Source organism: Halomicronema sp. CCY15110, from assembly GCF_016888165.1.
Taxonomy (GTDB): Bacteria; Cyanobacteriota; Cyanobacteriia; order Phormidesmidales; family Phormidesmidaceae; genus Halomicronema.
This window is the reverse complement of sequence record NZ_JACSWC010000320.1, coordinates 16,873-36,662: the sequence shown is the minus strand read 5'-3', so window position 1 is coordinate 36,662 and position 19,790 is coordinate 16,873. Positions and strand designations below refer to the sequence as shown.

15 protein-coding genes are annotated in these 19,790 nt (G+C 55.1%); 8 read left to right on the top strand and 7 right to left on the bottom strand.

Annotated elements, in window-relative coordinates:
- Positions 1-103 precede the first annotated feature (103 nt).
- The gene (locus JUK32_RS15145) at positions 104-745 is read left to right on the top strand and encodes a helix-turn-helix transcriptional regulator (protein WP_309224552.1); all 642 of its coding nucleotides are present in this window, start codon (positions 104-106) and stop codon (positions 743-745) included.
- On the opposite strand, the gene JUK32_RS15140 is transcribed toward JUK32_RS15145, so the two are convergent.
- Positions 735-1,772 carry a hypothetical protein gene (locus JUK32_RS15140; protein ID WP_204139698.1) on the bottom strand — a complete coding sequence of 346 codons (1,038 nt, stop codon included), beginning with the start codon at positions 1,770-1,772 and terminating at the stop codon, positions 735-737. The genes JUK32_RS15145 and JUK32_RS15140 overlap by 11 nt on opposite strands.
- Before the next feature lie 1,173 nt (positions 1,773-2,945).
- Here JUK32_RS15140 and JUK32_RS15135 point away from each other — a divergent pair.
- Both JUK32_RS15135 and JUK32_RS15130 read left to right on the top strand, forming a co-directional pair.
- Positions 2,946-4,412, top strand: a complete 1,467-nt coding sequence (locus JUK32_RS15135) for a sodium:alanine symporter family protein (protein ID WP_239112686.1) — start codon at positions 2,946-2,948, stop codon at positions 4,410-4,412.
- Between the two features lie 299 nt (positions 4,413-4,711).
- Positions 4,712-8,353, top strand: coding sequence for an EAL domain-containing protein (locus JUK32_RS15130; protein WP_204139697.1), 3,642 nt, complete (start codon positions 4,712-4,714; stop codon positions 8,351-8,353).
- Between the two features lie 23 nt (positions 8,354-8,376).
- On the opposite strand, the gene JUK32_RS15125 is transcribed toward JUK32_RS15130, so the two are convergent.
- The 3 genes from JUK32_RS15125 to JUK32_RS15115 all read right to left on the bottom strand — a co-directional run bounded on the left by JUK32_RS15125 (position 8,377) and on the right by JUK32_RS15115 (position 10,134).
- Positions 8,377-8,928, bottom strand: a complete 552-nt coding sequence (locus JUK32_RS15125; RefSeq protein ID WP_204139696.1) for an NUDIX hydrolase — start codon at positions 8,926-8,928, stop codon at positions 8,377-8,379.
- Between the two features lie 77 nt (positions 8,929-9,005).
- The gene (gene folK, locus JUK32_RS15120; protein ID WP_309224551.1) at positions 9,006-9,548 is read right to left on the bottom strand and encodes a 2-amino-4-hydroxy-6-hydroxymethyldihydropteridine diphosphokinase; all 543 of its coding nucleotides are present in this window, start codon (positions 9,546-9,548) and stop codon (positions 9,006-9,008) included.
- A 142-nt stretch (positions 9,549-9,690) separates the two neighbouring features.
- Positions 9,691-10,134, bottom strand: coding sequence for a hypothetical protein (locus JUK32_RS15115; protein WP_204139695.1), 444 nt, complete (start codon positions 10,132-10,134; stop codon positions 9,691-9,693).
- Positions 10,135-10,273: 139 nt separating this feature from the next.
- Between JUK32_RS15115 and pyrE the strand changes: the two genes are divergently transcribed.
- Both pyrE and JUK32_RS15105 read left to right on the top strand, forming a co-directional pair.
- Positions 10,274-10,891 (top strand): orotate phosphoribosyltransferase, encoded by a 618-nt coding sequence (gene pyrE / locus JUK32_RS15110; RefSeq protein ID WP_204139694.1) that lies wholly within the window; start codon positions 10,274-10,276, stop codon positions 10,889-10,891.
- 127 nt (positions 10,892-11,018) lie between these two features.
- On the top strand, positions 11,019-11,903 hold the full coding sequence (locus tag JUK32_RS15105; protein WP_239112685.1) for an EamA family transporter: 885 nt from the start codon (positions 11,019-11,021) through the stop codon (positions 11,901-11,903).
- Between the two features lie 20 nt (positions 11,904-11,923).
- Here the strand turns inward: JUK32_RS15105 and JUK32_RS15100 are convergent, their stop codons facing one another.
- Positions 11,924-12,547 (bottom strand): hypothetical protein, encoded by a 624-nt coding sequence (locus JUK32_RS15100; protein WP_204139693.1) that lies wholly within the window; start codon positions 12,545-12,547, stop codon positions 11,924-11,926.
- 147 nt (positions 12,548-12,694) lie between these two features.
- Between JUK32_RS15100 and JUK32_RS15095 the strand changes: the two genes are divergently transcribed.
- Positions 12,695-14,206, top strand: coding sequence for a UbiD family decarboxylase (locus JUK32_RS15095; protein ID WP_204139692.1), 1,512 nt, complete (start codon positions 12,695-12,697; stop codon positions 14,204-14,206).
- A gap of 271 nt (positions 14,207-14,477) precedes the next feature.
- Here the strand turns inward: JUK32_RS15095 and JUK32_RS15090 are convergent, their stop codons facing one another.
- Positions 14,478-15,656: a citrate synthase gene (locus tag JUK32_RS15090; protein WP_204139691.1), complete on the bottom strand. Its 1,179-nt coding sequence runs from the start codon at positions 15,654-15,656 to the stop codon at positions 14,478-14,480.
- A 423-nt stretch (positions 15,657-16,079) separates the two neighbouring features.
- Positions 16,080-18,071, bottom strand: a complete 1,992-nt coding sequence (locus JUK32_RS15085) for a caspase family protein (RefSeq protein ID WP_204139690.1) — start codon at positions 18,069-18,071, stop codon at positions 16,080-16,082.
- 292 nt (positions 18,072-18,363) lie between these two features.
- Here JUK32_RS15085 and JUK32_RS15080 point away from each other — a divergent pair, with 292 nt between their 5' ends.
- Positions 18,364-18,792 (top strand): hypothetical protein, encoded by a 429-nt coding sequence (locus JUK32_RS15080; RefSeq protein WP_204139689.1) that lies wholly within the window; start codon positions 18,364-18,366, stop codon positions 18,790-18,792.
- Positions 18,793-19,257: 465 nt separating this feature from the next.
- Positions 19,258-19,425, top strand: a complete 168-nt coding sequence (locus tag JUK32_RS15075; RefSeq protein ID WP_204139688.1) for a hypothetical protein — start codon at positions 19,258-19,260, stop codon at positions 19,423-19,425.
- The last annotated feature ends 365 nt before the right edge of the window (positions 19,426-19,790 follow it).

Here is a 19,790-nt window from a genome sequence, read left to right as displayed (position 1 = left end):
GTCAACACGAGAAGCAAAATAAATCTACGCGTGACGAATAAACGCGCCTTTGAACTACGATTGCAATGTCAGTGGGGTCTTCCATTTCCCTGGAGGGTAAGTCGTGATTCTGTGGAAGCTGAACGAAGTCATGTCAGCTCGAGGAGTGCGGAATAAGGAGTTAGCGCTTGCGCTAGACATTACGGAGAATTCCGTCTATCGACTCAGGAAATCTGAAGAGATGCCCAGGCTTACGCCTGATCGACTCGAGGGAATTTGCTTAGCGTTGCAATGTCAGCCAGGAGAGTTACTGGAATGGGTGCAACCTGCCAGCCAACAGGTACAGTCCATCCCCAGGTTGGTCGACGCTGCCAGCAGCACAATCTCTGATTCACCTTCAGCGGTTTTAGTTGAGCGCAGCCAAGTGGATAGCTATAGTGCAATGTCAAAAGCAGCCTTACAGCGACTCAATGAGTTTTACCCGCAGATACTGGCACTTTCTTGGCGAGGCTATCGGCAATTTGGCCCAGGAGCAGTCGTGGTCACGGATGCTGATGAGGGACTTCAGATCGCATATGTCGAACAGAAGACTCTATCTGATCCTGGATGTCACGCAGCGGTGGAGCGTACTCGCCCTGAGTTGGCCGCCGTGGTGCTGTACTACCAAAGTCAAAGCTATGACGCAGAAGACTATGAGGTATTGAGACTGACTGGGCCAAAAACTCCGCCAGAATATCATCGTGCGTTAGATAACTTTACTCAGTAGCGATGCCGTGAACCGATAGCAGTTGATCTTTAGCTCGGGCTGCCATCAGGACTTCGGTTTGGGCATAGAGCAAGTTACTAGAGTACTCTAGTATTTTTCGCTGGGCCATTTGATAGTGCTCACTTTCCGGAGTCACGCTGTCCATCAAGGAAATCGCTTCTAGCCATGTTTGTGCCACTTGCTGCCAATCGGCCTCAGTACTGGCCGATTGAGTTAGCACAGCCGCTGCCATGGCCGCATTGACAGCTTCACGGAAAGAATCCACCTCAGAGCGTGCATACTCTAGATTGAGTTGGTAAACGGCACTCTTTTCCCGAGCTTCTGCTGCCAGTTGATCATCCGATGAAGCCTCTGCCAGATGAGCGATCGCCATTTCCCAGTGGCGTACAACTTTTTGCCACTCATCGGGCGCAATGGCTTCTTGCTGTAATGCCATAGCCGTTTCGGCCTCGTCCACACCCCGCTGGAAGACGTCTTGGGATTGTGCAGGTGTTTGTAGTTGATTGGATTCTTCTAGCAACTCAGGTTTTCTGAACCTGAGCATGGTGAAGTCGCTTAACAGGTCTTTATGAGCATTGAGACTTTGGCGAAACGAAGTTAATTGCGACACCACCGAAACGTGAAGCGAGTCAGTCAACTGTCCCCACTGTTCACAAATCTGTCCTTTTTGGCATTGGCGCAGGGCCAAAAAACTGCCAGACGCCACGATTGAGACACAAATGCCAGCTAGCAGTAGTCGCAGGGTTTGTGCGGACTCTTTTCGCATCACTCGTCGTTTTGCTAAGTGACCGGGCAATTCATCTATTTGCCAGCGGAGCTGCTTCAATTCATGCGCGGCTTCGCTCAATTCTTCCTGACTAGGCTCTTTTCTGCGGGACGGTCTAGCAAAATCAACCTGGGGCAACGCTTTGGGCTTTACTTTGTTTTCCTTATCAGCAGGAATCACTTCAGAAATAACCACTTCTGGAGTCTCAAAATCCGAGAAATAAACGTCAATATTGACCTTGTTTCTGACATCTTCCGTCATTGATGCATCCTTCCTCAATGAAACTGATGCCATTCATAGTTAAATTATTTCCGCTGGCGGCAAAAGAGGGAGAGACCCACCACAAAGCTGGTGGGACACCATACAGATGCCAGGGGTCCCACCCCTAAAACATGAGGTCTCACCCCCTTATGTCGAGGGCGACACCCCACAAACCGACATTCAAACATGAAGAAAAAATAAAGTTTCAAACCTTTGAAGCTATTTTGTGAATTTACCTCCGGCGATCTAAATACAGCGATTCCAGATAAGCAGCTTAATAAACAGACACTAGATATCGTTTTTCCTCCAAAGTCATAGACACTCAGCGCATAGGTCAAATGTTTTACACGAGAAAACCTTAAGAAAACCTTAAGAAAACATCAGGCATGGTTTAATTGCCACCCATGACCAGATCGCAATGATTTCTCAGAGGCGGTTGCCTATTTTGCCGTTAGCTCCTTGTCGTAAAAAGGCGGCAGCCTCTAGTGCTCTGTCAGTTCTTGACTTTTGGGTTAGGCATACTCGCTAATATCCGATTCCCTTCGGGAAGGCACGGCCTACGAAAAGCTCAGGATGAGCAGGATCCGTACTTGCGGGCTGAGCCTGTCGTTCCCGCAGTGGCTCCCTGCGGGAGCAAGACCTGATTTTTAGTCTGACGCTCACTAGTCTTTAGGGTGAATGAGGACGCGGTAAGGCTTGACCTCAAAGGTGTCTCGAATTTATGGATAGCTCGCCCTAGAAAAACAGCCCTGGGCGAGTTGAAGTCTGCTCTAACAGGTGGTTTTATTAAGCCGGTAGCTGAGCAGAAAATTGAAAAGGCCGACAACTATAGCTTGACTCATTCCCAAAAACTACCTAATGGCCAAGCAAGACATTGCGGGTGCCAAATCCAGAAACTAAGGCGTCTATATGAAGAGCGTTTCACTTTGGACTCGCATCCTCGTGTCACGCCCCTCATCGTTTTGCTATGGGCATGAGGGGCGTATTTTTGGGGGATTTCCCAGCAATGCCAAATCGTTATGAAGTTGAACAGAATGAGGATTGGTGTAAGTCCAGAAGCTGACAAAGAAAGGGCTGACCTAAGGGTTCGAACTCGACTTGCTATGCAATACGTCTGCTCAGCGAAGCCATCTTAGTCTTGATAATCTGAATATATTGACATTGGAGAGATTCTTGCTGAAGTCGTTGCCTTTTGATGTCACGCTCTTCTTGGATGCCATCGCGAATAGTCTTGATCAAGCGCTCAATTTCAGTGTCAATGTCTTAGAACGGACGCTGTTTTTCAGTATTGGCGGTTTGCCTCTCGTCATTTTGTGGCTGTTAATCGGAGCCACCTATTTCACCCTGAGAATGGGGCTGATCAACATTCGGGCCTTTCGCCATGCGATCGCGGTCACCCTGGGCCGCTACGATGACCCGAACGAACCGGGAGAAGTGAGCCATTTTCAAGCGATCGCGACGGCCCTCTCCGCCACGGTGGGATTAGGCAACATTGCCGGGGTGGCGATCGGCATTCAACTCGGCGGGCCGGGGGCGGTGGTGTGGATGACTTTGGCGGGCTTTTTGGGCATGTCGAGTAAGTTTGTGGAATGCACCCTGGCGCAGCAATATCGCACAGTCCGCGAAGACGGCACGATTGCGGGGGGGCCGATGTATTACCTCTCCCAAGGGCTGGACAAATTGGGGTTGCCATCACTGGGTCGGTTTTTAGCGCTGGCCTTTGCCTTGCTCTGCGCGGTCGGAGCTCTGGGCGGGGGCAACATGTTTCAGGCCAACCAGACTCAATCCGCGATCGCTCAAATTTTTCCGCTGGTGGATCACTATCCCTGGGCCTATGGCTTGATCTTGACGGCCCTCGTGGGGGTCGTCATTGTCGGCGGCATTCAGCGCATTGGCACGGTAGCGGGGACCATTGTGCCGACGATGGCGGGGTTGTACGTGCTGTCAGGCGTCTGGGTGCTGTTGGCGAATTTGCCAGCGGTGCCGGGGGCGATCGCCCTGATTACCCATGAGGCATTTAGCCCTCAAGCGATCGAAGGCGGCATGATTGCGGTCATGGTGCAGGGGTTGCGCCGGGGGCTGTTTTCTAACTCGGCGGGGGTGGGGTCAGCGGCGATCGCCCATGCGGCCACCCGCACCAAAGAGCCCGTGCGCGAAGGGATTGTCGCCTCCCTCGAACCGTTTATCGACACCATTGTGATTTGCAACCTGACGGCCCTGGTCTGTGTCGTGACCAATGCGTATCAAACGGCACCCGACGCGGCGTTGGGCTTTGAGCTGGTGGCGATCGCCTTTGGACAAGCAGTTTCCGGCTTCTCCATCATGCTGACCGTGGCGGTCTGTCTCTTTGCCTTTTCCACCATTATTTCTTGGGGCTATTACGGCGAGCAGTGCTGGCGCTACCTGACGGGCGATCGCTGGTTGGTGGCCTATCGGGTCATTTATGTTGCCGCTACCTTCGTCGGTACAGTCACTCAGCCCAGCGCGGTTCTGGCCTTTAGTGACATGATGCTGTTTGCGATCGCCCTGCCCAACCTGCTGGGCTGTATGCTCCTGTCTAACCAGGTGGCAGTCGCCCTCAAAGACTATTGGCAACGGTTGCAGACCGGCCAAATGCCCGTGCATGGCATGAAGATTTAGATCAGGTTCTTAATTTCACGTCGCTAGCTGGGCAAACAGGTTGAGGCGATCGCTGGCGGTCGGCTCAGTATAATCACTGTAGTCAGAGAAAAATTATTTACTTTCATGTCAAAACCTTAAGTTTTGGCAACTCTGATGAGTATGCTATGACCAAAGAAAGTTGTTAAGAGCAAACATGTGCTCGCAATGCCTGAGCTCAATCTTTGCTAAAGCCTGGATTCGCAAGCAGTTCGCTCGGTTTCCTGTCATCGCCACTGCATGAATGTCACAGTAGCAGCGTTTAATCGCTAAATGAAGATATGCCAGGCTACCCCCCCTCTTTTGAACAAGCGGGCAATGATTGGAGTCAAATTTGCTCAAGTCAGTTATCAGCGCGACTGCTGAACGCCATTAACCAAGCCGTCATTGCCACGGATGCCGCAGGCTACATTCGCTTTTGGAATCGGGCCGCTGAGAGCCTTTATGGGTGGACGCAACGCGAAGTTTTAGGTCAGCCCATCTCAGCAGTGACGCCAGCTGTCAGTGCTCAGCAGCGATCGTCAGAGGTGTTGGCTAAGCTACGACAGGGCCAAACTTGGTCGGGGGAGTTTCCAGTGCGCGATCGCCACAACCGCGAGTTTATGGCGTTAGTCCATACTGCTCCGGTTTACGATGCGGAAGAAAATTTGCTGGGTCTAATTGGGGTTTCCTCCGATATCAGTGAGTTAAAAGCAACTCAAGCCCAACTCACCCAGCAGACCCAGCAAGCCGAGGCGTTGAGCCGGGTGATTGATGCCATTCACCAATCCCTAGATCTTGATACGATCTTTGCAGTTTCGGCTGCTCACATTGCCGAGCTGTTGAAGGCCCAAGTGAGCATCGTGCAGTATTTGCCGGAACGTCAATGTTGGATACACCGCATTGTTTTTAATGCCGATCAGGAACCGGTGACTAAAGCCCACGATGTGATTCCTGATCAAGATAATCCTTTTGCCGAACGGCTGAAGCGATTAGAGGTGGTGCAAGTCAACGATACGCGCTCAATCCAGGATCCCGTCAACAGCCAACTGGCTCAGACCGACCCAGGAGCTTGGCTATTGACGCCCATTAGTATTGGCGAAAAAGTGTGGGGCAGCCTGACCCTGGGACGGCTGCACCAGTATGTCAACTGGTCAGCGGAAGATATTCACATTGCCCAGGGCGTCGCGGCTCAACTGGCGATCGCGATCGAGCAAGCCGAAACCTACCAGCAGCTCCAGCAAGAACTCGGCATTCGGCAGGCGAATGAAGAACGCTTGCAACAATACGAACATATCGTCTCGGCCACCCAAGACGGCCTGGCTTTATTGGACTGCAACTATGTCTATCAGGTGGTAAACCAGGTCTATTTAGATTGGAATCAAATCTCTCGCCAGGACATCATTGGCCACTCGGTCGCTGATTTACTAGGATTAGAGACCTTTCAGACCGTGATCAAGCCCCAATTAGACCAGTGCTTGCAGGGCCAAGTCGTGCAATACAGCGACTGGTTTACCTTCCCAGGTGCCAATCGGCGCTTTGTTGGGGTCACTTACGCCCCCTTTGTCGGCGATGATGGCAAAATTTCTGGGGTGGTTGCCACCTCACGCGATATGACTGACCTGCAGCTGGCCCAAGAGACCTTGCACCGTCAGGCCCAGCAAGAGCGGGCGGTCAACGACGTGATCAAACTGATGCGTCAGTCATTTGAGATCGAGTCCCTGTTTCCCTATGTGTTAGAAGACATTTGCACCCTGCTAGACGCCGATCATGGCGCGATCGCTCGCTACGAAGCAGGGAAACAAAGTTGGCTGCACATGGCGGAATATCGAGCCAGCGACACGGCCCCGACCTGTTTAGGCTTACGGATACCGGATGCTGAAAATCCTGTGTCTGCGGTTCTTAAACAAGGCGATGCGATTTGTATTGACGATAGTAAAACGCTGGCAGACAACTTACACCGACAGCTGGCAAAGCAATTTCCCGGTGCCTGGCTGATGGTTCCCTTGCAGATTAACCAGCGGACTTGGGGCAGCTTAACCCTCAGAAAAATCTGCCCCAAGTGGGTGCCCGAAGCGGTCGGCCTGAGTTCCCGCATTGCCGATCAACTGGCGATCGCGATTCATCAATCAGAGCTGTTTCACGCGGCCCAAGCCGAACTGCAAAAACGTCAGGCTACGGAACAGGCGCTCCGGGATCAGCAGTCTTTTTTCACGTCACTGTATGAGCAAGTCACCTTGGGAATTGCGTTTTGTCAGTCTGACGGCCAAATTGTGCAGGCCAATGCCAAGTACTGTGCCATGACCGGCTACGGCGAGCAGGAGTTGCAAGCCATCTCGCTGAGTCAGCTGATTCACCCCGACGACCAAGGTTTGTACCAGGAACTTTTATCCCCCATCGATTGCTCGAAAAAGTCAGGGTTCACCCTGGATACGCGCTTTGTGTGTCGTGATCAGTCGGTGCTCTGGGTGAATTTAACGGCATCGGTGATTCGGGATGAGCAAGGCAATTTTGAGGTGCTGGCCGCCATCATTCAAGACATTAGCGATCGCAAACAGCTCGAAGTGGAGCGACAGCAGGCAGAAGCTCAACTGCGCCACAACGCTTTGCACGATGCCCTAACCCAACTGCCGAATCGTAATCTGCTGATGACTCAGCTAGAGCGATCGCTAGAACGGGTAAAGCGGCCTCCCCATCAAGAATTTGCGGTGCTGTTTCTGGACCTCGATCGCTTTAAGTTGGTGAATGACTCGCTGGGGCATGTCGTTGGTGACCAATTGTTGACCCTGGTGGCTCACGCGCTGAGTCGCCTCGTCCGCCCCGGTGACTTAGTGGCTCGCCTCGGCGGGGACGAGTTTGTCATTTTGCTGGAAGCGGTCAACGGCACCTCAGAAGTCCTGATCGTGGCCCAGCGGCTGCTGGATCTGTTGCGGCGTCCGTTTCCCATTGCGCGGCGAGAAGTGTTGGTCACAGCGAGCATTGGCATCGTCATGGGTTCCTTGGCTTACCGCAGCGCCATGGAGCTACTCCGCGACGCCGATATTGCCATGTATCGGGCGAAAGCGAATGGCAAAAACAGTTACGCCATGTTTGACCCGATGTTGCATGCGCAGGTGACCGACCGTCTGCAACTCGAACAAGATCTGCGGCAGGCGATCGCGAACCAGCAGCTAGAGCTGTACTATCAGCCCATTGTCAATCTCAGTGATGGCACCATTTACGGTCTGGAAGCCTTGGCCCGTTGGCCGCATCCAGAGCGCGGCCTGATTGCCCCCAGCGAATTTATCCCCATTGCCGAAGAAACGGGACTGATTGTGGAGATTGACCAATGGGCCATCAACAGCGCGTGTCATCAGGTGAAGCAGTGGCAAACTCGCTATGCCACTGCTCAAAACCTGAAGGTGAGTGTGAATTTATCGGCCCAGGATTTGCAAACGCCCAACTTGGTTGACAATCTGAGGCAGGCGCTTGAGGGATCAGGGCTAGCGGGTCAATATCTGGTGTTAGAAATCACGGAAAGCCTTTTGGTGGGGGACTCGCCCCAGCTATTGCAGCTAGTGACTCAGATTCAAGCTCTGTCAGTGCAGTTGGCGATCGATGATTTTGGCACGGGCTATTCATCGCTCAGTTATTTGCACCGCTTTCCCCTCAGTGCGTTAAAGATTGACCAGGCGTTTACGTCCAATATGCGGTTAGCCAAGGTCAACCAAGAGATTGTGGAAACGATCGTGGCGCTGAGCGATCGCTTAGGGATGTTTGCGATCGCTGAAGGCGGCGAAACCTTAGAGCAGCTGGAGCGATTGCGCCAAGTCGGCTGTGAGTATAGTCAGGGCTTTTATTTCAGCCAGCCGCTGCCGGCCCCGAAGATCGACGACTTACTCAAAATTCCCCATCCCTATAAAGATCGGGTACCCCAATCGTCACCCCGTCCCTCTCAGCACTGACCCGCCGCGACATGACGGCAAGACTATGCCGCTAATAACGCTTTCGCCAACATATAGCTAGCGATGGATTTAGCATCGACGCCTTCGCCATTAGTCACTGCCTGCTCAAACTCGGCTGGCGTGAGATAGACGACCTCAATGTCTTCGTCCGCATCACCCGCTGGCGGCTGCTCGATTTTCTCCAGGTCAGTGGCCAAAAAGGCATAAATAAATTCGTCAGAATATCCCGGAGCCAGGGGAAAGTTGCCCAAAGACTGCCAGGATTTGGCGCTGTAGCCGACTTCTTCCTGAATTTCGCGCTGAATGGTTTGCAACGGCGTTTCATTCACTTCGACTGTCCCGGCGGGAAACTCTAGCAGGCGACCCTGCACGGCAAAACGATACTGCCGCACCAATACCAATTGCCCCTCGGCTGTCACCGGAATCGCCAGCGCCCCACCGGGATGACGAATGCACTCCCATTCGCCTTCGGCCTTGTTGGGCAAGCGGAGGCTGTTAATTTCAAAGTTAAACTTGCGTCCTTTAATCAACAGACGCTGTTTGAGCAGTTGGGGCGGTTCGTTACCGAGTGGCATAGAGGGTGGCTAAGGTAAAGTAAATGACCGTAGCCCTAGCCGACAAAGCTGGGCCGCGTGTTGTGAGGAATAGACTATCACAGTCCCCCAGAGGAGGCCTGGAGGCAAATTTGGGCATCGGGCAGGCGGTGAATGCCGTCCGCCGGGAGGGTGGCGCAAATCTCGGCGATCGTTTGTCCCGATTGGGGATGTCGCCAGTCGGGCGCGATTTCTGCCAGGGGCACCATCACAAAGGCCCGCTCCCACATCCGGGGATGGGGCAGTTCTAAACTCGGGGTTTGGAGCTGCTGATCTTCCACCAGCAGTAAATCCAAGTCGAGGCGACGTGCGCCCCAACGCTCTCGCCGGACTCGGCCAAATTGCCCTTCGATCGCTAACAACAATTGCAGCAGTGACTCTGGTGCGAGGGAACTCGCCAATAATGCACAGGCGTTGAAATAGTCGGGCTGGGGTGGCCCCACAGGCGCGGTTTGATAAATGCTGGAGCTACGCAGGACGGTGACATCAGGATGACGCTCTAGCGCTGCGATCGCTCCCTGCAAAATCGCCAAAGAGTCCCCGAGGTTGCTGCCGAGCGCGATCGCGGAACGGTTGACGGTCATGGGCAACGATTCAGCCAAATCAAATTCCTTTCCACAGGCCCAGCAATCATCGCTGTAAAGGCAGGCCGCAGGTCTCAATCTACCTGATCAACTCAGCCTAGTGGACAAAGCGAGCGATTCCCGGTCGCTGCGGCTGAAGTCATACCTGCTAGGTAATGGTTTATTCAAAAATAAACTCACTACCGGAAACCGCCCCTCCCGTAGTGGTGGGCAAAAATTGCACGGACGTGTTGTAAGGACTCATCAAATCAGGCACGCGCAGGGTCGGGTCGGATTGTGTCTGGAGTTCCAGCATGTAATTGTAAGCGTTAAATACGTCATACCCGTCCTGCATGATGTTTTGCTCAGGAAAGCCGCCCACACCAAACATCGTGCTCAACTGACCACCTAAGGAGCGACGCTGATTAAACGAAGGCGAATTGTTGAAGAAAATTTCATTCGCGGCCTCAGGAATGTAGGCGGAGCGAGTCGTGGGAGGCTCGTCAGCTTTGGCTACGGAGGCGATCGCGACTGCCGACATCGCAGCTACAGTCACAGTCAAGGTTCGGACGATAAAGTTGGCCATGTCGCTTTCCTCACTCCAGTAAATCGACGGCGTCAGCATTCGGGAAAGTTTTGCTGCGCTTGATGAGCATTTTGAGGCGTAAACTATGTTGGGTGTTCGCCTAACTAGATCCGCCTGTACGCACGTCATTTATAGCGCAGCCTGCTAAAAACGGCGCATTTTTATTAACTTTGAATCTATGACTTTGAGCAATCCCCCTTCAGTTTTGGGCCTGACAACGTTGCCGCTAGCGGCGGTGCGCGATCGCCTGCTCGATCTCTTTTGCGAGGTGGCCTACAAGGAGGGCGATTTCACCCTATCCTCTGGCCAAAAAAGTACTTACTACATCAATGGCAAGCAGGTGACGCTGCATCCGGCGGGCGGGATGATGATGGGCCGATTACTGCTCGATCTTATTCCCCGGGAAGTCGCGGCTGTTGCCGGGTTGACGCTAGGGGCCGACCCGATGGTGAGCGGGGTCAGCATTGTGGGAGCTTACAGCGATCGCCCCATTACCCCATTAATTGTGCGTAAAGAAGCCAAGGGGCATGGTACTCAAGCCTATATCGAAGGCCCCACGTTGCCCGCTGGCGCGTCCGTCATCGTGCTGGAAGATGTGGTGACTACGGGCCAGTCCGCGTGGAAAGCGGTGGAGCGGCTGCGGGGGGCAGGCTACACCGTCGATACCATCCTGGCGCTGGTGGATCGTCAGCAGGGCGGTCGTGAGTTCTATGAATCGAAGGGACTGAAGTTTGAGGCGTTATTTGCGATCGCTGACATCAAGACGCGCTATGTCCAACGCCAAAAACTCAGTTAACGGATCCGGCATCAGGACGCAAGCCGTTGTCTGGTAGCCATTACCGCCGTCTTGATCGCGTCGTTGGCGACGTCGTTGAGCACAATTTTTACTTAAGAAGCTGACTTTTGAGTCATTCAGGAGACCGATGATGAGTTTGCGGCACACGCTGTTAGCGATTGTGGCGGCCTCACTATGGGGCTTTACGTTTGTCGCCATCAAAGTGGGACTAGGAGAATTTCCGCCACTGCTGTTTGCCGCGCTGCGGTTTGTGGTGGTGGCGTTTCCCGCCATCTTGTTTGTGCCGCGTACGGGCATTGCGTGGCGGTGGATTGTGGCGGTGGGGTTGGCGATGGGGACTTGCCAATATGGCTTGCTGTATGTCGGCATGGAAAATGGGATGCCCGCCAGCCTGTCGTCCCTGGTAATTCAGTCGCAGGCGTTGTTTACCCTGGTGTTTTCGAGCTGGGTGTTGCAGGATGTGCCCCGCCGTCAGCAGTGGCTGGGGGTCGGGTTGGCGCTGGCGGGCATGGGGGCGATCGCCTTCGATCGCAGCGGCCATGCGTCCTCTCTGGGGCTGCTGCTGGTGGTTGGGGCAGCGGCATCGTGGGCCGTCGGCAATATCTGTATCAAGTTAGCGCAGGTGAGCAATGGCTTTCGCCTGTTTGTGTGGATGGCGGTGGTGCCGCCATTGCCGCTGCTGGGATTATCGATGCAGTTTGAGTCTGGTCAGTGGGCCGCGTTGAGATCGCTCACCCCCTTGGGCATCGGCGCAATTTTGTACACGGGACTGATCGCCTCCCTGCTCTGTTTCGGCTTTTGGGCCTATTTAGTCCAGCATTATTCGCCCAACCGCGTGGCCCCCTTTTCGCTGCTGGTGCCGATTTTTGGCATGGCGTTTTCGGTGTTGCTGCTGGGCGACAGCTTAAGCCAGTGGGAAATGATGGGGTCGCTGCTCGTCTTCATCGGGCTCTGCTGCACCCTCATGTCTCCCGCTCGCCCATCGCAGTTGATTGAGCCTGAAACCGACTAAATTGGCTGGAATGGGCGGCTTCACCGTTGGGCCGGAGCGGCATCAGTTGGAGTCGCTGACGGGGTGGCAGCGGTGGCCGAGTCGGTGGCCTCGGTCGGGTTGCTCACATTGGTAGCTGGGGCGATCGCCTCGCGCACCTCGTACCAGTTCAAGTTGCCGTCGGGATCGACCTTCACCACCAGCGTCATGATCTGTTCTGCATCCAGCACCACGCCGCCCACCACCTCGCACTCAAATTCTGTCCCCGGCTGATTCAGCCGATACAGCGCTCCACAGTCCACGTTGGCGCGTTTCGCAAAGGCTTGGGCAAAGTCTTGCTGGAGGGTGTCTTCCACTTTGGCCATATTCAAAATTACGGCAGAACTCGGCACATCCCAGGCGATGCTGCCCTGGGCATCTTGCTGCACGACATTGATGGTGAATTCGCCTTCGGGCCGCAAATAGCCCACACAGCGAAAATATGCCCCCGACTGTTTCGCGACATTGGTTGGACAGCGGACTTCGGCCAGGGACAGTCGCCGACTCTGGCTTTCAATTTCCGCCTCAATTTCTTGTCCAATGGCGATCGTGTCGAGCCGATTAAAGCAGCCCGTCAGCGTCAAACAACTGCCTAGCAGCACGATGCCGCGAATCATTGATCGCATCTGTCTCTATCTGTCCGACAACATAATTTTCTCCTACTATACGGAGTCTTCGCGAGCCCAGGGTAAAGATCCCGTTAACGGTTTTCCGGGAGCAACGGTCGATTTCCCCCATAATGAAATCAGGATAGCTTTACATTTCTTTAAATCATGGCAAAAGACCTGCAAGCGTTTTTGAAGCTACTGGAAGCACGCGGACAACTGCGACGCATTACGGCCCCGGTCGATCCGGATTTGGAAATCGCTGAAATCGCGAATCGACTGCTGTTATCCGGCGGTCCGGCGCTGCTGTTTGAAAACGTGAAGGGCGCGGAGATGCCATTGGCGATCAACGTGCTGGGGACGCTGGAGCGGGTCTGCTGGAGTTTTGGCCTGGAGTCGCCGCAGGAATTGGAAGCGATCGGCGAGAAGCTGGCGCTGCTGTATCAACCGCGCCCGCCCAAAAAGTTTTCCCAGGCAGTGGAAATGGGCAAGGCCCTGTTCGACGTGGTGAAAGCCAAGCCCGATCGCGACCTGTTTCCCCCCTGTCATCAAGTGGTGCTGAAAGGCGATGAGGTGGATCTCAACAAACTGCCCCTGCTCCGCGTCTACCCCGGCGATGCGGGCAAAGTGATCACCTTGGGCCTCATGGTGACCAAAGACCCCGAAAGCAAAATTCCCAATGTGGGCGTCTATCGCCTGCAAATGCAGTCAAAAAATACGGCGACGGTGCAGTGGCTGTCGGTGCGCGGCCCCAGCCGCCATTTGCGCAAAGCTGCCGAGCGCGGCGAAAAGTTGGAAGTCGCCGTCGCCCTCGGCGTTGATCCGCTGTTGATTCTCGCGGCGGCGACCCCGCTGCCCATTGACCTGTCAGAGTGGCTCTTTGCCGGACTCTACAGTGGCAAAGGGGTAAATCTGGCGAAATGCAAAACCGTTGACCTGGAAGTACCGGCTCTGTCCGAAGTGGTACTGGAAGGTACCATCACGCCTGGTGAAACGGAGGTCGATGGCCCCGCTGGCGACCACATTGGCTATTACGGCCCCCAGCGCGACAGTGCTCCCCTGCTGCGATTTCACTGCATGACCCAGCGCAAACAGCCGATTTACATGACGGCGTTTAGCGGTCGTCCCCCGAAGGAAGATGCCATGATGGCGCTGGCGCTGAACCGCATTTACACGCCCATTTTGCGGATGCAAGTGCCGGAAATCATCGATTTCTTTTTGCCGATGGAAGGGCTGAGCTACAAAGCCGCTGTCCTGTCGATTGATAAAAGCTATCCGGGACAAGCGCGACGAGCCGCCTTTGCCTTTTGGACGGCGTTGCCCCAGTTCACTTACACGAAATTCGTCATCGTGGTGGACAAGTCGATCAACATTCGCGATCCGCGCCAGGTGATGTGGGCGGTCACGTCCAAGGTGGATCCGGCGCGGGATGTCTTTATCCTGCCGGACAATCCGTTTGATAGTCTCGACTTTGCCACGGAAAAGCCGGGCTTGGGCAGTCGCATGGGCATCGACGCCACCACCAAGGTCTATCCCGAAACCGATCGCCCCTGGAGTGATGAGTTGGTGCCTGACCCTGACACCGTTGCGCTAGTTGATCGCCGCTGGGCTGAATATGGTTTGGCCGACTTGAACTTGCAAGATGTCGATCCCAATTTATTTGGGTATGACATTCGGTAAGGGACTTGCGCGTAAAAAAGATCCCCATGAACCGAGTTTCGACTCCGCTCAACTCTCGATAATGGTAGGTTGAGCGAAGTCGAAACCGGATTGAACGGGTACTTTATTTAGTTGCAGATCCCTAAGCGCCGCTGACCTGATATTTGACAGGGTGCAAACAGCAAAAAAATAAAAATCCCTCCACGTCTGTGAAGGGATCGGAGTTCCTGAAAATCGTCACTGGATATAATATGCGCCCTCATTCCCACCGTGCCCAGGGGGGAGAGACCCCTTAGGGGCGTTTGCCACCCATCACATCGCGGTCCCAGATTTGCGGCCGCTCATGCAGGGCCACATATTTTTGATCGTGGCTGCCCGTGTAAATCTGCGTCGGACGAAAAATCCGGTTTTCGCGAATCTGCTCCTTCCAATGGGCCAGCCAGCCCGCCACCCGGGCGATCGCAAATACTGGCGTAAACAAATCCGTGGGAATGCCCAAGCGGCGATAGACCAGCCCGGAATAAAAGTCCACGTTGGGATAGACGCCCTTCTCACCCAAGCGCTCCGTGACGACCTGTTCCAGCTCTAGGGCAATTTCGTAATAGTCATCGGCCCCAAACTTTTCAAAGAGCTGCTCGGCCAGCTTTTGCAGAATGTTGGCCCGTGGGTCTTTCACCTTATAGACTCGATGGCCGAACCCCATGATCCGGCGTTTCTCTTTGATGCACTGATCAATGTAGGGGCGGACATTTTCCACACTGCCGATCGCTTCCAGCATGTCGATGACTTCTTCATTGGCCCCCCCATGCAGCGGCCCCGCCAACGTGCCCACCGCCGACGCCACGACCGCATAGGGGTCGGTCAGGGTCGAGGCAGTCACCATCGCCGAAAAGGTTGACGCATTGATCGTGTGCTCGGCATGTAAGGTCAGGCAAATGTCAAAAATCCGCGCGGCCAACGGGTCAGGCTCTTGCTCATTCAGCATGTAGAGAAAGTTCGCCGCATAATCCAAGTCGTCGCGGGGCTGCACCGGATCATTCCCCTTGCGCATGAGCTGAAACGCCGCCACCATCGTGGGGATCTTCGCCATCAGCCGCACCACCGCATTTTGAATGTAGAGCGGATCGTTTAGCGCCCGTTTGGAATAGAACAGCCCGAGGGCGGCGGCACAAGCCTGTAGCGCATCCATCGGGTGCCCGCCTTCGGGAAAGCACTTCATCATGTCGCGAATGCGGTATTTAAGTCGCCGATGGTGGCGGATGCCATACTCAAATTCGTCGAGTTCGATCTTCGTGGGCAAACCGCCCCAAATCAGCAAATAGGCGGTTTCTAAAAACGTGCCGTGTTGGGCTAAATCCTCAATGCGGATGCCGCGATACTCTAAGATGCCTTGCTGGCCATCGACGTGGCTAATCGCTGACTGAGTTGCTGGAATTCCCTCCAGACCGGGTTTGTAGTCACAAACTGTCATCGTCGCATCGCTCCCATACATTGACTGACGCCGTCAGTTGCCCAATCGCAGTCACCCGCCCACTTGACAACCCTCACGACTTTTAGATGGGGGAGGCGATGGGCGTCAAATAGGGCGCTGTGACGTTGGACAAGTTTCGCTGCAGACCTTACCAATAGCAGCATGCCAGCCGGGCAATCTGTCTCGTTAGCAACCGCTGACAAGACAAAAATGGGTGGTGGGGTCTGGACGGTGTCTTAGCGTCACCCTATTATGCAGCGTGGCGGAGCGGAAAAACAGTCACCCGCGATCGCGATCGCCCGCCAGCAGTTCCTCATCCGTTAGCGGCGGTGCAGGAACACAGGCCGCACCCATCCACCCTGCCACCCATCCACCCTGCCACCCATCCACCCCACTCACCCAGAATGCAACTTTTACCGCCCCTTACTGGGCCTGCCACCGTTGAATTTCTTCTTGCGCTGGCCCATAGGCGTCGGTACTTTCGGGCACCAGTCGCGCCGCCCCGATCGCGCCCCCCAAGTCGCCCTGCGCCGCCCGCGCCCGGGCGATCGCGAGAATATCCTGGCCCCATTGCTGCATGCGGGCGCGGGCATCTTCATAGCCCGGTTGGCCCGGTTCGATTTGCTCCAGGGTGCGCACGGCGTCGTTATAGCTGCTGGCTTGTCCCGGCTGTAGCGAATTTTGGGTCTGTTGAATCAGTTCTTGATTGGCGATCTGCTGCTCCCAGCCTTGGATGCGCTGCGCGGCCAGAGTGGTGAGTTCGGGCTGATCGTCGGGCACCAGCCGCGCCGCCGCGATCGCGCCGACAATGTTGCCACTGGCAGCGCGGCCTTCCGCCAAGTCGAGAATGACGCCGCCCCAGCGCTGAATATCGGCTTGAGCCTGCTCGTAGTAAGGGTCTTCTGGCGGCACCTGACGCGCCTGTTCGATCGCGTCGTTAAACATCGACGCCGACGTGGGCTGTAGTACCTGACGCGCACTGTTGAGAATGGTCTGGTTGCGGACTGCCGCTTCTGCCACTTCGCTATTGGCTGCTTGCAGCAGATCCTGATAGCGATTGTTTTGCACTTCGGGGGGCACTTGACCCAGCCAAGCCCGCGCCTCGCCATAGCGCTGCTCAGCCAGCGCCTCCTCAGCTCGCTGGAGGGCCGTATTCCCGCGCTCAATCGGGTCTTCTTGCTCTGGAGGCGGTGCGGTGGAGACCGCAGCGGGATCACCTTCAACGGGGGGGGGATCTGCTGCGGGCTCGCCATCTGGGGGCGCAGTTTCCCCTGCGGGCTCGGCGGGACCTTCGGGGGCATCATCCATCACATCAGCGGGCGCATCGCTAGCCGTCGGTTCGCCGTCCCCAAAGAGCAATGGCTGAAACCGGAAGAACATCCCGGCTAAAAACGCGATCGCTGCCGCCAACGCCCCCCATTTCCACAGGCCACTCAAACCGCCAGCCGCCGAGTCCTCTGACGCCGCAGTTACGGGTTCTTGGTTATGGGTTGGCGGTGTGGGGAATGGTTCATCCTCCTGAGGAGGTGTGGGTGAAGCATCCTCGGTGGATGGTTGATCTTCTGCGAACGAGGGTGTCGGCGGCGGTGGGGTCGCAGCATTCGCACCGAGTCCGGCCACCATTGCCCCGTCGTCGATCGCCGTCAGATTTTCCGTCGGCGAGAGGTTCGCCAGCCCGTCCGCAGGCACCACCATCATGAATTTTTGCGTTTGTGGCACCACCATCACCGGATTTTGCACCGGGCGACAGTGGTGTTCGCAGAGTTCGGGGACGCGATCGCCTAAATATTCCCCCAGCTGCGAGGCGGTCACGCAGCCGTGATACCGCAGCCCCTCCAGCATGGCCTTGGTAAATAGGCCATGGCGGACATACATCGTCTCGTGGGAGAACTGCTCAGGCTGGCAGGACAGGAACGTCGTAATGCCGTAGTCCTTAGCCAGGGTAAGGGTTTGAGCGCCAATATCGCGATGGCCGACCGCGCCCTGACTCCGATTCATGTCCATCGCCAAGACAATCTGATCGGTCTGCGCCTGACTTAAAATCTTGAAAATTTGCGAGACCGGGATCGCCGTTTCCGACAAATTGGTGGGTTCCGAATCCAGCGTCATCCAATAGTCTTGACCGGCTTCCGTCAGGGCACAACCGCTAAAAAAGACCCAGAGCAAATCGCCTGGCTGTACCTGATCGCGGCAGAGCGTTTCCAGTTGGTGTTCAATTTCTTGGCGCAGCGGCATGTAGGCGTGGGGCTCAATCGCCGCTGACACATCGGTCAACAGGGTGCATTGGTTGACCGGCACCCCCACCTCGTCCACAAAAAAATTGCGGAGTCCCACGGCGTCAGGCTGCGCGTACATCAACGGTTGCAGCGCTTTGTACTGGTTAATGCCGATGAGGAGAGCCCATTGATTTGCCATGACTTGCCCTTCACCTTGACTCGTTATGAACAGTGCGATCGCCCCAGCCTCTAAGACGGCTAACAAAACACTTGTCAGCGCTAGCGTCTACCAGAAACGAGCTGAGACGATGCCCATTCTAGCGACGAGTCTCAGTTTCGGCGCTGCTACCGCCAAAGATTAAGACAAAAAAATAATTTTGACGCGATAAGATTGACGAGACTTCAGACAATGGCTAGATTTAAGGCGCTTTGGGCGGTGCTGCATCAGCCTTCATGCCTTAATTATTGCCGCGCAGGGGGAACTCATGACCATGCAATCTTGGCGTCGAGCCTTAATGCTGAATAGCCGACAACTATTAATTAACTGCCTCGCGGCCCGCTGGCGATTTCGCCTCAAGCTGGGCAGCATTACTGCGATCGCGTTAGCCACCGTCGTGAGCACGCCACTAGTGGCCCAAGCTTATACCGCCAGAGTGACCCTATTCCTGACCCGCGACCAAGGCGAAAGTTACGCAACCTTTTTGCGGCGGTGTGAAGCGATCGCCCGCGCAGGCATCCAGCGCAGCTTTGATGCCGATCCGTTAACCTCTGAAGTTGTGCTCACTATGGTGGGCGAAAATCAAGGTCTGGCCCTCCCCGTGATGGAAATTGCCGTCACCCGCAGCGAGTGGGAATGGCGTCCCGACGCGCAATACTGGGCGCGTTACTACAACAACGCCTCCACCCTGCTAGACCTGTAATCAAGCGATCCCGTAGAAACTGCCAGGTGGCAGCGAATGGAGCGGTAGATTCAGTGCCGATTCAATGGTTAATTCCGGTGAATAATCGCGAGTCAGCCAGTAGCCCGCAGTCAGGGAGCGGTTAGCCAGGGCGCTAGTTTTCCAGCAGGTCAATGTGCCCGATGAGGGCAGCGAAGTGAGGCGATCGCGATGATGGCAGCGTCTGCTCCGGTGGGGCCTTGGGATATCGAGGGCGAAATTGACAGGGGCAGTGGATCGGGGGCTCTCAGTTACCTGCGCAATCGATGATGTCGGGGAGCTTAGGTGGGTCACGCGCTCAGCTCAGGAGGCGATGTTGAGCCCATCATGACCCTGTATGCCCCACCCGTCACCCCATCGTCATGGCGATCGTCATGGCGATCGCGACTGATGAATTTCATCCGACGCCGCCCCGCCAACCCCCAATAACCTGCTCCCTAAATTTGCGTGGCCACCCTCAAATTACCCCACCCCAAAAATGACGGCTATTTGCAAACCGGGATGCACATTTGCCTCACCAACTATTGTGAACTAGGCGGCGAAGGCGGCATCTGGACATCATTTCAGACCCTGACCATCCAGTCATTGGCCCCGCCCTCCGGCGCGCTGGATTAAGGGGGCATCGCCAAAGCATCATGTGCTCTAAACCACTACGGCATGCGTCATACGGCCGAGCCGCTTACCCGGTCAACTGCCTCAGCATTGACCGGCGCTAACCTCTTTGCCCTGCGGAAGTGAGATATGAAGAGTGGGCCAAAAACAGACAAATTTACGCAGTCGCCGTGCCCTTGAGATTTTGCGACCTTGTGGTCAAAAATGAGCATAAAAATCACCAACGACTAATTTTTTCTCTCTCGACAGGGTTTTCCTGAGAAATCGTTGATAAAGTTGACGGAAACTGCTTTCAAATCAGGCTCATTGAGCGTTTCTCAGAATTAGTCCTGCTTGCAAATTAGACAAGAGCTGATAAGCTCTGAAAA

Bases quoted from the DNA above. Each gene is read 5' to 3' on its own strand.
- pyrE (WP_204139694.1), top strand. From the start codon at position 10,274: ATGACTTTGAGCAATCCCCCTTCAGTTTTGGGCCTGACAACGTTGCCG.
- JUK32_RS15100 (WP_204139693.1), bottom strand. From the start codon at position 12,547: ATGCGATCAATGATTCGCGGCATCGTGCTGCTAGGCAGTTGTTTGACG.
- JUK32_RS15105 (WP_239112685.1), top strand. From the start codon at position 11,019: ATGATGAGTTTGCGGCACACGCTGTTAGCGATTGTGGCGGCCTCACTA.
- JUK32_RS15130 (WP_204139697.1), top strand. From the start codon at position 4,712: ATGCCAGGCTACCCCCCCTCTTTTGAACAAGCGGGCAATGATTGGAGT.
- JUK32_RS15095 (WP_204139692.1), top strand. From the start codon at position 12,695: ATGGCAAAAGACCTGCAAGCGTTTTTGAAGCTACTGGAAGCACGCGGA.
- JUK32_RS15090 (WP_204139691.1), bottom strand. From the start codon at position 15,656: ATGACAGTTTGTGACTACAAACCCGGTCTGGAGGGAATTCCAGCAACT.
- JUK32_RS15115 (WP_204139695.1), bottom strand. From the start codon at position 10,134: ATGCTGACGCCGTCGATTTACTGGAGTGAGGAAAGCGACATGGCCAAC.
- JUK32_RS15140 (WP_204139698.1), bottom strand. From the start codon at position 1,772: ATGACGGAAGATGTCAGAAACAAGGTCAATATTGACGTTTATTTCTCG.
- JUK32_RS15085 (WP_204139690.1), bottom strand. From the start codon at position 18,071: ATGGCAAATCAATGGGCTCTCCTCATCGGCATTAACCAGTACAAAGCG.
- JUK32_RS15080 (WP_204139689.1), top strand. From the start codon at position 18,364: ATGCAATCTTGGCGTCGAGCCTTAATGCTGAATAGCCGACAACTATTA.
- JUK32_RS15125 (WP_204139696.1), bottom strand. From the start codon at position 8,928: ATGCCACTCGGTAACGAACCGCCCCAACTGCTCAAACAGCGTCTGTTG.